This window comes from Mycolicibacterium neworleansense (genome assembly GCF_001245615.1).
Classification (GTDB): Bacteria; Actinomycetota; Actinomycetes; order Mycobacteriales; family Mycobacteriaceae; genus Mycobacterium; species Mycobacterium neworleansense.
Window position 1 is genome coordinate 1566013 of record NZ_CWKH01000002.1, and the last position, 12090, is coordinate 1578102.

Here is a 12090-nt window from a genome sequence, read left to right on the forward strand (position 1 = left end):
TGAAGCCGACAACCGAGCCCGCCGACAAAACTACGCCTCAGAAGCCGCCGGCAAGATGTGCGTCGAGCGCTGCGGCATCCTCTTGCGACTGATTGCCCCCGGTGCGGGTCTGGGTGATCTCGTTGAGGATCGCGTCCATCTGCCCCAGGATCTGAATCTGCTTCTGGTTCAGCGTCTCTGCGGCCTGGCCCTCGTACACGCCCTGCAGCGCAGCGAAGACCTGGCTGACTTCCTCGCGCATTGCCTGCGCGTTGTTCGTCGCTCCCTGGATGTCGTCCAGGGACGCGTAGTTGGCTCCGTACTGGTACCGAATGCTATCCGTGTCCATTGATCAAACCTTTCGATTTCTAGTCGGCGTCGTGGGTGACAAGGGCGTTGATGTCAGACTTCCCCTTGTCGACGATCTGCTGCAGGTTGTTGATGACGTAGTTGAAGTCTTCGTGATGCTGCGTCATGATGCCGCGAAACTTCGCCGCCTTGCCGCCGGTCCACGAACTGGCGGTCATGGATTCGGTCTGGTCGAGGATCTGGGCGGCCAGCCGCCGGACATCCATCATCTGTTTGTCGATGTTCTCGATCTTCTGCTGAGCTTCCGCGGGCGTCAGATGAAGCGTCATGCCTTACCTCTCTTTGTCATAACCGGCGCCAATCGCCGGACGGTGGTTGAGAATTCGCTAGTGAACACGGAGCGGATCTAGCAGTCCCCCCATCTGTAGCCGGACAGCTCGACGAGTTGGCCGATGGCCTGCTTGATCGTGTGGTCCGACCCCGGCTTGAGGGTGGTCCACAACTGGCCGCTGGGCGATGCGCTGGTGGCGCCCACGATCCGACCGCGCTTGGTGTAGAAGACGCCGACCGCTCCGGCGGACCGCGAGATGCGGTCCACGTCGTCATCGAGTGCGTAGTAGACGATCTCGGCGAACGCCAACCGTGCGGCCAGTGCCGAACCCAGCGTCATCGCAGAGCGTGGGTCGGCCCCCAGCGCGCGGATCCGGTCGGACAACACCGTGGCGTCATGGGTGTCCGACAATGCCTGGCTGACATCGTCGAGGGGAGCACCGACCGGGCTGATCTCGGCCGGTGCGGATGCCGGGAGGCGACGCAGCAGGGCACCCGCGGCGCTGGACAGGTTCGCGCCGTCGTCGATCAGCTCCAAGGTGATGTCATCACCCACCCGGCAGGCCGAGATGCATTGCGCGCCATACCGCACAACCGTGACGCGGGCCAGCCCGTCGGGGGTGACCAGCCGCATGGCCAGCTCGCGATCGGGCCGCTGCAACGACTGCACCACCGCGGCGAGTTCAGTGCCCACCTCGCCGGCCGACAGCAATCCGCGCTCGGTCAGGCTCCTGGTGGCGTGCCTGACGGCCTCAGTCCGTGCGGTCCCGGTGGGGTGCCGCTGTCGTAGGTCCAGCACCAGCGGTAGCGCCTGGACCCCGAGACACGATGCCAGGACGTGCAGTTCGTCGTCGGTGACGACGAACTGTGGCGTCAGCGATGTCGTCATAGGTTCAGCCCCCGGTCGACACCTATCACCGGGGGAGTGACCCAGCGGCTGTCCACCTGCTCGAGAGTGCGCTCCGGCTCATCGGCGAAGCCCTCACCGGCGGGCACATCGGGCGCGGCGAGTTCGTCGAACACCGCGGTGTCGGGACCCCAACTGACGTTCGACACCATGAACGGTGCGTCGTTCTGCTGGGCCGCGGGAAGCCAGGCCTGCCCGGCGTCCGACACCCCGGCACCCGGCTCGCCCGCGCCATCCAGGGTCGCGGCGGGCTGTACCGATTCGTAGTCGCGGTTCTGGTCGCCGCGTCCCATCGCAGCCATCGGCGCATAGGGGGCGCCACTCATTCCGCTGCCCGAGCCGCCGCCGGTGCCGGCGAATCCCGTCTTCTGCAACGCCTTCGGGTCGGCGCTCGACTTGACGCCCGGTGCGAACATGGGCGACAGCGGTGGTGGTGGTATCGCGGCGGCGCCACCGGACGCTCCGCCGGCGCCGCCGGACGCTGCGTCGGCTCCCTGTTCGGCCTTGAGCGCATTGCCGTTCGACACCTGCGGAGGCACGGGTTGCTCCCACGGCTGGGCCAGGGGAGCCACGGCCTCCTCGTACTGCTGCATGACGGCCGCGGCGTTGGCCTGATCGGCGGTGGCGGCCGCGTCGAACTCGGCGAACGTGCCGGTCAGCACGGCCCCGTTGTAGGCGGCCAGCGAGGCCATCATGTCCTGGGCGGTCTTGGCCTCGACCGCTTCGGACACGCTGGGCATCGCCAGCACCGCCACGGTGTTGGCCACCGCGGCTTCTTCGGCGCGTTGCCCGTTGGCTGCCGCGCTGAGGCTTATCGCCTGCAACCACTTGCCGAACTCCTCGAGGCGGTGTGCCGCGGCATCGGAGGCCTGGCTGTCCCAGGCAGTCCGCAGGCGCGCCAGCACCTTGTCGAATTCGACGGAGACATTTGCCAATTCATTGGCAACCCGGATCCAGGCCGCGCCCGCTCCACCGACAGATGCCGGTCCGGGCCCCTCGGTGAGGTCGCGAGCCAGCTGCTCGGTGCTGCGTGACTCCCACGCAACGTCGGTGAACCCCACGCCCGGAAACCTCCCCTCGTCGAAAAGAACTCAGATGGTCGTGCCGATGTCAGCCGGCGAAGTCCTCGGCCGCCGCGATATTGGACGAATGCCCGCGCAGCGTCGCCGCGATCTCGTGGATCTCAGTCGAGCCCTGATCGGCGGAGGTGCCGAACGAGGCGTGAACCTCGTTGAGTGTCTGGGCAACTCGTTGAGACACCTCGTCGCGGGCGGACGGGGTCACCGTCAGGTTCGGCGCCTCGTCGGCCATCACCCGCTGGACGCGGTTGGCGAGTTCGTCGAGTTGACGGCTGACTTCCTGCACCTCTGCGGGCTGGATGGACATACCGGCGTTGTCGGCCATGGCGCTTCTCCTTGGTTGGGATGACTAGATCCGAAGTTCGACGTCCGGAGCCTGATACGGATCGGCCTCCCCGAGGACCGGGGGTGCCGCGGTACCGAGATCGCCGACGATCTCGCTGCCTTGGTCGGTGGTGTGCAAGAACGATGCCGACGTGTGGTTGTTGCTCGCCGACGCGTTGGCGCCCTGACCGGCTCCCATGGGCCCGTAGGGTGCGCCGCCCATCATTCCCGGCGAGCCGACACCGCCCACCCGGGGCGCAGCTGATTGTGCTGGGGCACTGGCGCTTTCCGCCTGCAGCATCGACGTCATCGGGAGTGAGCGGGGAGGCAATGCGCCTGCGCCGATACCACCGCCGCCCGCGCCGGCACCCATCCCGGCGCCGCCGACCGGGAGCCCGTCTCCGGCTGGGATCGATGGCGGGATTCGCGGCGGACTGGCTGGCCGCCGACGCCGCGCCGGTGCCTGCCTGCACGCCGGCCTCGGCGCCTTTGAGTGCCATCGGCATCAGCGGGGCCAGGCCGGCCAGCGACGAAGCCTCGGGAGCGGCGGTGATCCCCACCGGCGCGCCGGCCGTGGTGACCTGGGCAGCCTGGGTGGCCAGTGACGTCTGCAGTTCGGTCATCACCTCGGCGGTGGTGGCAATCGCCTTGTTGGCGGCCGCGATTGCCGCTGCCCAGCCCCACGGGAAGATGATCATCGGTCCGATGGCTGCGATCGTGGCGGCGAACTCGCTGATGATGGCGATGAGCCGCACCCGGGCCTGGCCGACGTTGGCGGCCGCCGTGGTCAAACTGTTGCTCAGCGCGTCGGATTGGGCACCGACCTTGGCACCGTCGGAAACGGCGGCGGTGGTCTTGGCCGCCGCGGCGGTGCCGGAGGCACCCTGCCACGCGTCGCCCACCGAGCTGACCGACTTCTGCATCGAGCCGCCGGTGGAGTCGAGCGTCTTCGAAATGGCCTGGAGCATCGTCGTGGGATCGACGCCGTCGAACATGCCGCTGCCCAAGGTGCCGAGTGCATCGGTGACGGGGCTGATCAGTGCGCTCGGATCCATGGGATTGGCGGGTGGCTGCTGTTCGGGCTGCCCCTCGGGCGGCGGTTCTTCTGCCGGCTTTTGATCCGCAATTGGTGGCAAACCGAGACGCTCAAGTATTTGTCGTACTGGCAAATTCAGAAAGTCTTGCAGATTCTGTTCTTGAGCAGCGATAACCGGGGTGGGATCGTAGCCGGGAACCTGCTGAGCCAACTGGTCAACAGGGGTTACCGGCCGGGGAGGCAAAACTGTGGGCATGGCGCGGCGGGCCTAGGCGTCTTCGTTGGACAGGACGGCGGCGCGGGACACGCTGGTGGCGGCGCCGGTAGCGGTATGCACCCCGCCCACCAGGAGCGTCCCGGCCAAATTGTTGGCTTGAGCTGGGCCGAATGCTGCGAGATAGACCGCTCCGATCGGTCCGAGGGCGGCCGCGGCGGACATCAGCATCGCCGCCGAGTCGGCGGATCCGGCTGCGGATATCGCCGATCCGGCCGCCTCGTTCGCGGCGGAGAAAGTAGCCATCCCGGATGGTTGGGCGGCGAAAAGATCGCTCATCGTGCTAATACCTTTCCAGCTGGTAAGCGGGGGCTGTGTGGGCACGAGACCAATAAACTATAGCCGCGCCGACCGGACTCAGCTAACTGAATTTTTCGCGAATAATGCTTGTAGATCGTTTGTTTTGGTAATTAGCGGAACAGAAAAAATTGCTGGAATACCAGTTATCGTGTGCGTTGTACGGGCGTGACGACGGCTGCGTCGCAGTTCAGGGGTCCATCGCTGGGCAGGCTTCGCCGGGCCGCGCTCGGTTTGCCCAGCGAAGTCGCTAACGCTCAGGTTCGAAAGTGCTGCCGTCCCAACGGGTCAACGGAGCCTGGTTCAGTTCTTCCATCCGCTGCGCGAATTCCTGGGACAGAAACTGCTGCCGCGCCGTCGCGACCTGCGCGGCAGCACCGGCAGTTTCGACGATGAGCTTGGCCAGCGCGTCCGCGCCCAGCTTGTGTGCGGCGGGCCCGAGCCAGAGTCCGGTCATCGTCCCCATGCCGTCGACCTCGGCACTGACGTTCCCGTCACGGCTGGTGACGCGCGCCGAAATCGATTGGCAGTGCTCGTCCATCGCTTGCATCAGGTCGCGCTGCTTGCGGATGCGGGCCATCAAGGAGTCGGCGAGACCGCTCATACCGACCTGCCCCAGGTCGTCGGGAGGTCGTCCTCTTCGTCGAGCACGGCGTCTTCGGCGCGGGCCAACTCGTCCTCCGTGGCCAGCCGCAGGGGTTCGACAACTGATGCGCTGTAACCCTTTTCGGCCAGGTCGCGCCTGCGTTCGACCTGAGCGCGGGCCGCTGACAGGCGACACAGTGCCATGATCTCCTCGGCCAGTTGGTCCGGGGGCTTCTTCAACTCGACGGGGTCGAGGCGTAGCGCGACGGGCAGACCGCGTTCGGTGGTGTGTACCGAGATCGTTCCGCCAGCTGACTGCACCGGCTGTGCCATTCTGCTCAACTTAGTACACTCGCGGTCGAATCGCGGCTGACCGCAGTGAGGAGATGTGTCACCTCCGATGAATGGATCCACCGATGCGCAGCGGGTTTTCGATGCCGGAGTGCTGTCGCTCGGCATTCCCATCGACGGCTTGGAGACCGAACGTGACCTGCCGTACGCGGCGTTGGCGTTCCGCCGGGCCACGGAATACGACCCGGACATGTGCGATGCGTGGTTGGGCCGCGCGGCTACCGGTGATACCAGTCCCGAGGTCATCTATCACCTGTACCGAACCAGCACACTGTCGTTGTTCCGTGAACAGCGCCGACTCGGGCTGCCGCAACGCGCATTGAGTGGGCGCTTCCAAACCGGCCTTTATCTCGATTACCCGTTGAGCACCAAGACCGAGATGTGGCTGGCATATGCCGCCAGCATGATCGGCGCCAAGGATTTCGACGAGGCCGAGCAGGTGCTCGACAAACTGGACCAGACCACGACGTCGGACGGCGACACCGGAGAGATCCGGGCGTACATCCGTGGGGTACTGCACTTCACCACGCAGCGCTGGCCCGACGTCCTCACCGCGCTGAGCAAGTCGGGAGCGTTCACCGACAACTACATCGGCGCCGGTGCCGATCTGATGGTCGGCTCGGCCTGCGCACAGATGGGCCTGTTCGGCGAAGGTATCCGCCGGCTCGACCGGGCCATCGAGGGTCCGGTTCCGGGAGCGCGGCGGGCGGCGGAATTCTGCAAGGGGCTGACCCTGCGCGAGATGGGCGAAGAGCAGGACGCCAGGGTGATCTTCGAACGGATCTACAGCGAGGACCCTGGATTCGAGGCGAACGCCGCCGCGCTGGCCGATCCGAAGTACCGCCTGGTGATCACCTCGAAGGAGCTCGTCGACGCGCGCACCGACCGGTGGGACCCGACCAGCGTGCCGTCGGCGGAAGACCTCATGGCCGAGGATCTGTCCGAGCGCGGCAACGAATATCTGCGGGCGGCGCAGGCGGAGCTGGACCGGCAGATCGGCTTGTCAGAGGTCAAACTTCAAGTCGCCAAACTGAAATCGGCGGCGATGCTGGCAAAGGTGCGCGGGGACAAGGGGCTCAGCTCGGCGGCGCGCAGCCTGCATTTGGCGTTCACCGGCCCGCCCGGAACCGGCAAGACCACGATCGCCCGGGTGGTGGCGCAGACCTACTGCGGGCTGGGGTTGCTGCGGACGCCCAACATCGTGGAGGCCAAGCGCCACGACTTCGTCGGCCAGCATCTCGGTAGCACCGCGATCAAGACGACGGCGCTGATCGACTCGGCGATGGATGGCGTGCTGTTCATCGACGAGGCATACACGCTGATCCAGACCGGGTTGTCCGGCGGCGACGCCTTCGGCCGTGAGGCGGTCGACACTCTGCTGGCCCGCATGGAGAACGATCGAGACCGCCTGGTCGTGATCATTGCCGGCTACGACGCCGAGATCGACCGCTTCCTGGCCTCCAACGACGGTCTGGCATCGCGGTTCACCAAACGGATCCGGTTCGGCTCGTACGGTCCGACCGAACTCGGGGAGATCGGAAAACTGGTCGCACGCACCAGGGATTCGGAATTGTCGGAGGCCGCCCACGAGGAACTCGTCACCTCCTGCATCGCACTTTGTCAGAGCGAGGCGATCGATCAGTCGGGGCAACTACGTCCTGGCATCGACCTGGCCGGCAACGGCCGCTTCGTGCGCAACGTGATCGAGGCCGCCGAGGAGGAACGTGAATACCGGCTCAGCGAGATGCACGGGACGAACCTGGCGGAACTCGACGAAAAGCAGCTGATGCGGATCGAACTGGCCGACATGCAGGCGGCACTCAAACAGGTGCTCGGCATGACGGCATCGAGTTGACGGAAGGAAGCAGCGATGACCGACAGCGATGACCAGCGGCTCACGGTCGGGCCGCCGGAGCCGACTCCGTTCACGTCGATCAGGCCGGGGGCCGCGGAGAACCAGCGCCACTCGGTGGTGCTGAGCAATGGCGACCTCGGTCTAATCCGTACCGCGCCCACGCCGAAGTCGGGCTGGCGCAAGGCCGTCTACCGGGCCACGGGCATCAACCCGGGTGTCTCGGAGCAGGAGGCCCGCCGCAAGTCGCTCCTCGACCGGGTCAACCAGCCCGTGGTCGGCGGACCGTTCAACATCGCCCTGCTGTCCCAGAAGGGCGGGGTCGGCAAGACCACCACCACCGTCGGGCTGGGGGCCACCCTGGCGGCGACGCGTGGTGACCGGGTGATCGCGGTGGACGCCAACCCGGACTTCGGAACGCTGGCGCAGCGCGGACCCAACGAATGCGATTCAACGGTGCGCGACGTGCTCCTCGATGACGGCATCTCGCGTTACTCCGACATCCGCCGCCACACCTCCCAGAGCACGAGCCGTCTGGAGATCTTGGCGTCCGAGCGCGATCCGGCCACCTCGGAAGCCTTCTCGGAGTACGACTATCGCGGCGTGCTCAGTGTGCTGCAGCGCTTCTACAACATCATCCTGACCGACTGCGGCACCGGGTTGGTGCACTCGGCGATGGCGGGCGTGCTCGACGTCGCGGACATGATCGTGATCGTGGCATCGCCTGCCATCGATTCGGCACGAAGTGCCCTCGCCACATTGGATTGGCTTGAGCGCAACGGCTATTCGCACCTGGTACCGAAGGCGGTCGTGGTGGTCAGCGCATCGCGGCCGGGCGCACTCGGGCTCGACATGGGTCAGCTGTCCAACCACTTCCTGCCCAGGGTGCGCGCACTGCACGTGATCCCGTTCGACGATCACCTGGCCGAGGGGGCCGAGGTGGACCTGGGCTTCCTCAGCGGGCCGACACGCCAGGCCTTCCTGGAGCTGGCCTCCACCGTGGCGGACCTCTTCTCGGTGGCGCCGCAGGTCAAACGGCGCGCCTGAGGCGAATCACCTTGCGCGCCTCGCGATCACGATCTGCGGCAGGTTCAGCCCGCTGCGCAGCGTGAGCTCGATCGACGGGTCCGCGTGGCGGGCCAGGCTGCGCAACGCCGAAGGGCTGTAGCTGCGCAGTGAGCTGATGACACCGTCGTGCACGAACGGGAGCAGCACGGCCGCCGGGAGCATTGTCGCCAGCCGCAGCAGGTGCAGCGGGGCGGGCGGGCGCGGCAGGTCGATGATCAGCAGCGTGTCGGCAACCCGGGTACCTTCGGCGAACACCCGTGCGGCCTGTGCCGGGCGCAGGTGATGGAACGACAAGGCGAACAGCGCCAGGTCGTAACTGCCGTCGGCGCCGTCGATGGCGGTGGCGTCCATCTGGCGGACCTCGGCGCGAGGGTGGCTGCCCAGGTCGCTCGCGGCGATGCGGGCCACCGACTCCGCGTCGACGTCGGTGACCGTGACGCGGGCCGACGGATGATCGGCCAGCAGCTGGCGTGACACCCCGCCGTGCCCCGCGCCCAACTCCAGGATCCGCGGATCGGGCACATCGGCGACCAGATCGAGGGCGATCGCGGCGAACCGCTCGTGGTTCTTGAAGAACCGGCCGGTCCAGTCCAGCGCCCCGATCACCTGCCGCTTGGTCGATTCGTCGACGTCGTCGCGGTCCAGGTACTCCAGCCGGTCCGTCTGCAGCAGCCGGTCCAGGCACGAGGCCCGGAACCCGCCCCGTGGCATCCGGTCGATATCTGTGGGGTCGGCAGCCATGTAAGCCATGATGGACCAATGCCGGCCGACTTCGTAGCTGCAATCGACCAGGGCACCACGAGCACCCGATGCATGATCTTCGATCACTCCGGTGCCGAGGTGGGCCGTCATCAGCTTGAGCACCAGCAGATCCTGCCCAAGGCGGGGTGGGTGGAACACAACCCGGTGGAGATCTGGGAACGCACCTCCGCGGCGATCATGACAGCGCTGAACAAGACCGATCTCGTGGCCGGGGACCTTGCGGCGCTGGGCATTACCAATCAGCGCGAGACCACGCTGGTCTGGAACCGGCACACCGGCCGGCCGTACCACAACGCCATCGTCTGGCAGGACACCCGCACCGACCGCATCGCCGCGGCGCTGGATCGGGACGGCCGCGGTGACGTGATCCGCCGCAAGGCGGGGCTGCCGCCAGCGACGTACTTCTCGGGCGGCAAGATCCAGTGGATCCTCGACAACGTCGAGGGCGTCCGGCGCGATGCGGAGAACGGTGACGCGATCTTCGGTACGCCCGACAGCTGGGTGACCTGGAACCTCACCGGCGGCTACCGCGGCGGCGTGCACGTCACCGATGTCACCAACGCCAGCCGCACCATGTTGATGAACCTGGAAACCCTGGACTGGGACGACGAACTGTTGTCGTTCTTCTCGATTCCGCGCCAGATGCTGCCCGAGATCAGGCCGTCGTCGTACCCGTCCTCGTTCGGGATCACCCGCGACGACGGGCCGCTGGCCGGGCAGGTGCCGGTGACCGGGATCCTGGGCGACCAGCAGGCCGCGATGGTGGGTCAGGTGTGCCTGGAGCCCGGTGAGGCCAAGAACACCTACGGCACGGGTAATTTCCTGCTGCTCAACACCGGCGAGAAGATCGTCCGTTCGGAGAACGGGCTGCTCACCACGGTGTGCTACCAGTTCGGCGACGCGAAACCCGTTTACGCCCTTGAGGGTTCGATCGCGGTGACCGGCTCGGCCGTGCAGTGGCTGCGCGATCAGCTGGGCATCATCAGCGGCGCGGCACAGAGCGAGGCGCTGGCGCGGCAAGTGGCCGACAACGGCGGCGTCTATTTCGTTCCGGCGTTCTCGGGATTGTTCGCGCCGTACTGGCGTTCCGACGCCCGAGGCGTCATCGTCGGGCTGTCGCGCTTCAACACCAACGCCCACCTGGCGCGGGCCACCCTGGAGGCGATCTGTTACCAGAGCCGCGACGTGGTGGAGGCCATGGAAGCAGATTCCGGTGTGCACCTTGAGGTTCTGAAAGTCGACGGCGGTATCACCGCCAACGCGCTGTGCATGCAGATTCAGGCCGACGTCCTCGGAGTCGACGTGGTCAAGCCTGTCGTGGCCGAGACCACGGCGCTGGGCGCGGCGTACGCGGCCGGGCTCGCGGTGGGATTCTGGGACAGCGCCGAGGACCTACGGGCCAACTGGCAGGAAGGCCAGCGCTGGAGCGCGCAGTGGGATGACGAACAGCGTTCGGGTGGCTACACCGGCTGGAAGAAGGCGGTGGAGCGCACCCTGGACTGGGTGGAGATCTAGCGGGACACCGAGATCTGGCACCGCTTCAGGATGGGCCGGAGTTCGTCCTCGTACTGCTTGCCGAGCAATACGTGCTGGGCTTTGTCGTTGGTCCTGACGGAGTCGGCGATCTGCCCCGCCAGCTCACCCATTCGGTGCGCATGCTGAGCCACCTCACCGTCGGTGACCTGATCGGCCTGCTCGCCGATGATCTTGGCCCACTCGGCGAAGTCACCGGCGGTCGGGCCCTGGTTCGCATCGAGCGTCGGCATGAGTGCGCCCCAACTGTCGAGGCTGGATTGCACCAGAGGATCGACCTGACGGCAGCCCTTGTCGCCGGTGTAGGTCAGCGCGGTCGTCCCGGCGATCACCAGGACCGCGCAGGCGGCCGCCGTCGTGGCGATCGCGACGTTGCGAGGCTCGGCATCGGGGACGCGTCGGCGCCACATCGCATGGGCGACGACCACGGCGGCGACGGCGACCACCGCCATGATGGTGGCTTCCAGCAGGTTTCCGACACCGGATGCCGAGCCGATCGCCCCCAGCGTCGCGGCTGCGGCAAGCAGGACCAGAAGCCACTGCCAGATGCCGCGCCGGCGCGCATAGGCGTCGACATCGCGGAATTCGATTCCGATGACCGCGCCGGCCGCGGTCAGTACTGCGACGACGGCCGGCGCGATGGTTGTGACAAGGCTGCTCACGAGGGCAGCCTACGGGCTGCTACTCCTCGCCGAGGATCTGGTAGATCTCGCGGCGGGCCGTGTTGACGACGTCGAGGATGCGTTGCCGCTGGTCGTCGCCGGCGGCGTAGGCCGACTGGCCGACCGCAGCCATCAGCTGGCTGGCGGCCGAGTGCAGGTTGAGAGCACCGGGATCAGCGTCATCGGCGATCTGGTCCCACGGCGGGGTTTCGATCTGGGCGGCGGCCTGGCGGCCCTCCTCGGTCAGCTCGAAGGTCTTCTTGCTGCCCTCGGATTCGGCCGGGATGATCAGTCCCTCGTCGACCAGCAGTTGCAGCGTCGGATACACCGAGCCGGGGCTGGGCTTCCACAGGTTGTTGCTGCGGGTCGCGATCTCCTGCGTCATCTCATAGCCGTGCATGGGCCGTTCGGCCAGCAAGGTCAGGATGGCGGCACGCACATCGCCGCGTCGTCCGCGTCGCCCGCCGCGGCCACGGTGTCCGCCGAAAGGTCCGCCGCCGGGCCGGCCGAACGGTCCCGGCCCGAAGCCGAAACCGAGTCCGCCGCCGGGGTTGAAATTGAACCCGGTCTGGCAGTTGGCATCCGTGCCGTGCTCACGCGCCGCGCGCGCCTGGGCACGCATCTGCTCACGCATGTCGCGGCGTGCGGTGCGGACCTGATCGAACATGATGCGGGCTTCTTCCCGTCCGAGGGGGACAAATCCGAAGCCGCTGGATGGATTGAATGGGTTGGTCATTGGAGT

At 66.9% G+C, this 12090-nt stretch carries 15 protein-coding genes and 1 pseudogene; 4 read left to right on the forward strand and 12 right to left on the reverse strand.

Annotation, left to right across the window (positions count from 1 at the left end; translation table 11 throughout):
- Window positions 1–37 precede the first annotated feature (37 nt).
- The 6 genes from BN2156_RS23125 to BN2156_RS23150 all read right to left on the reverse strand — a co-directional run bounded on the left by BN2156_RS23125 (window position 38) and on the right by BN2156_RS23150 (window position 3301).
- On the reverse strand, window positions 38–328 hold the full coding sequence (locus BN2156_RS23125; RefSeq protein ID WP_090517190.1) for a hypothetical protein: 291 nt from the start codon (window positions 326–328) through the stop codon (window positions 38–40).
- Window positions 329–347: 19 nt separating this feature from the next.
- Window positions 348–617 (reverse strand): WXG100 family type VII secretion target, encoded by a 270-nt coding sequence (locus BN2156_RS23130; protein WP_090517191.1) that lies wholly within the window; start codon window positions 615–617, stop codon window positions 348–350.
- Window positions 618–694: 77 nt separating this feature from the next.
- Entirely contained in the window at window positions 695–1507 is an 813-nt protein-coding gene (locus BN2156_RS23135) for an ESX secretion-associated protein EspG (RefSeq protein ID WP_090517192.1), read from the reverse strand.
- Window positions 1504–2586 carry a PPE domain-containing protein gene (locus BN2156_RS23140; RefSeq protein ID WP_090517193.1) on the reverse strand — a complete coding sequence of 361 codons (1083 nt, stop codon included), beginning with the start codon at window positions 2584–2586 and terminating at the stop codon, window positions 1504–1506. Before BN2156_RS23140 ends, BN2156_RS23135 begins: the two co-directional genes overlap by 4 nt.
- A gap of 49 nt (window positions 2587–2635) precedes the next feature.
- Window positions 2636–2929, reverse strand: coding sequence for a PE domain-containing protein (locus BN2156_RS23145; protein WP_090517194.1), 294 nt, complete (start codon window positions 2927–2929; stop codon window positions 2636–2638).
- 24 nt (window positions 2930–2953) lie between these two features.
- Entirely contained in the window at window positions 2954–3301 is a 348-nt protein-coding gene (locus BN2156_RS23150; RefSeq protein WP_131725197.1) for a hypothetical protein, read from the reverse strand.
- 41 nt (window positions 3302–3342) lie between these two features.
- On the opposite strand from BN2156_RS23150, the gene BN2156_RS23155 reads away from it, so the two are divergent.
- Window positions 3343–4047: a hypothetical protein gene (locus BN2156_RS23155; RefSeq protein ID WP_090517196.1), complete on the forward strand. Its 705-nt coding sequence runs from the start codon at window positions 3343–3345 to the stop codon at window positions 4045–4047.
- Between the two features lie 185 nt (window positions 4048–4232).
- On the opposite strand, the gene BN2156_RS23160 is transcribed toward BN2156_RS23155, so the two are convergent.
- From BN2156_RS23160 to BN2156_RS23170, 3 genes are all read right to left on the reverse strand, one after another.
- On the reverse strand, window positions 4233–4517 hold the full coding sequence (locus tag BN2156_RS23160) for a hypothetical protein (RefSeq protein WP_090517197.1): 285 nt from the start codon (window positions 4515–4517) through the stop codon (window positions 4233–4235).
- Window positions 4518–4785: 268 nt separating this feature from the next.
- Window positions 4786–5139: a YbaB/EbfC family nucleoid-associated protein gene (locus BN2156_RS23165; RefSeq protein WP_090517198.1), complete on the reverse strand. Its 354-nt coding sequence runs from the start codon at window positions 5137–5139 to the stop codon at window positions 4786–4788.
- Window positions 5136–5453, reverse strand: a complete 318-nt coding sequence (locus BN2156_RS23170; RefSeq protein WP_090517199.1) for a hypothetical protein — start codon at window positions 5451–5453, stop codon at window positions 5136–5138. The genes BN2156_RS23165 and BN2156_RS23170 overlap by 4 nt, the downstream gene beginning before the upstream one ends.
- 67 nt (window positions 5454–5520) lie before the next feature.
- Between BN2156_RS23170 and eccA the strand changes: the two genes are divergently transcribed.
- Window positions 5521–7326, forward strand: coding sequence for a type VII secretion AAA-ATPase EccA (eccA, locus tag BN2156_RS23175; protein WP_090517200.1), 1806 nt, complete (start codon window positions 5521–5523; stop codon window positions 7324–7326).
- Window positions 7327–7455: 129 nt separating this feature from the next.
- Window positions 7456–8370 (forward strand): annotated as a pseudogene (locus BN2156_RS23180) (AAA family ATPase); the annotation flags it as partial.
- A 6-nt stretch (window positions 8371–8376) separates the two neighbouring features.
- Here the strand turns inward: BN2156_RS23180 and BN2156_RS23185 are convergent.
- Window positions 8377–9141, reverse strand: coding sequence for a class I SAM-dependent methyltransferase (locus tag BN2156_RS23185; RefSeq protein WP_090517202.1), 765 nt, complete (start codon window positions 9139–9141; stop codon window positions 8377–8379).
- Window positions 9142–9150: 9 nt separating this feature from the next.
- Here BN2156_RS23185 and glpK point away from each other — a divergent pair, with 9 nt between their 5' ends.
- A complete protein-coding gene (gene glpK / locus BN2156_RS23190; RefSeq protein ID WP_090517203.1) occupies window positions 9151–10668 on the forward strand; it encodes a glycerol kinase GlpK in 1518 nt (505 codons plus the stop codon).
- On the opposite strand, the gene BN2156_RS23195 is transcribed toward glpK, so the two are convergent.
- Together BN2156_RS23195 and BN2156_RS23200 are read right to left on the reverse strand one after the other, a co-directional pair.
- Window positions 10665–11348, reverse strand: a complete 684-nt coding sequence (locus BN2156_RS23195) for a hypothetical protein (RefSeq protein WP_090517204.1) — start codon at window positions 11346–11348, stop codon at window positions 10665–10667. The genes glpK and BN2156_RS23195 overlap by 4 nt on opposite strands.
- 19 nt (window positions 11349–11367) lie before the next feature.
- Window positions 11368–12084, reverse strand: coding sequence for a PadR family transcriptional regulator (locus tag BN2156_RS23200; RefSeq protein ID WP_090517205.1), 717 nt, complete (start codon window positions 12082–12084; stop codon window positions 11368–11370).
- Between the last annotated feature and the right edge of the window lie 6 nt (window positions 12085–12090).

Coding starts and splice junctions, on each gene's coding strand:
- BN2156_RS23125 (WP_090517190.1), bottom strand. CDS start 328: ATGGACACGGATAGCATTCGGTACCAGTACGGAGCCAACTACGCGTCC.
- BN2156_RS23130 (WP_090517191.1), bottom strand. CDS start 617: ATGACGCTTCATCTGACGCCCGCGGAAGCTCAGCAGAAGATCGAGAAC.
- BN2156_RS23135 (WP_090517192.1), bottom strand. CDS start 1,507: ATGACGACATCGCTGACGCCACAGTTCGTCGTCACCGACGACGAACTG.
- BN2156_RS23145 (WP_090517194.1), bottom strand. CDS start 2,929: ATGGCCGACAACGCCGGTATGTCCATCCAGCCCGCAGAGGTGCAGGAA.
- BN2156_RS23150 (WP_131725197.1), bottom strand. CDS start 3,301: ATGGGTGCCGGCGCGGGCGGCGGTGGTATCGGCGCAGGCGCATTGCCT.
- BN2156_RS23155 (WP_090517196.1), top strand. CDS start 3,343: ATGGCGGGATTCGCGGCGGACTGGCTGGCCGCCGACGCCGCGCCGGTG.
- BN2156_RS23160 (WP_090517197.1), bottom strand. CDS start 4,517: ATGAGCGATCTTTTCGCCGCCCAACCATCCGGGATGGCTACTTTCTCC.
- BN2156_RS23165 (WP_090517198.1), bottom strand. CDS start 5,139: ATGAGCGGTCTCGCCGACTCCTTGATGGCCCGCATCCGCAAGCAGCGC.
- BN2156_RS23170 (WP_090517199.1), bottom strand. CDS start 5,453: ATGGCACAGCCGGTGCAGTCAGCTGGCGGAACGATCTCGGTACACACC.
- eccA (WP_090517200.1), top strand. CDS start 5,521: ATGAATGGATCCACCGATGCGCAGCGGGTTTTCGATGCCGGAGTGCTG.
- BN2156_RS23185 (WP_090517202.1), bottom strand. CDS start 9,141: ATGGCTTACATGGCTGCCGACCCCACAGATATCGACCGGATGCCACGG.
- glpK (WP_090517203.1), top strand. CDS start 9,151: ATGCCGGCCGACTTCGTAGCTGCAATCGACCAGGGCACCACGAGCACC.
- BN2156_RS23200 (WP_090517205.1), bottom strand. CDS start 12,084: ATGACCAACCCATTCAATCCATCCAGCGGCTTCGGATTTGTCCCCCTC.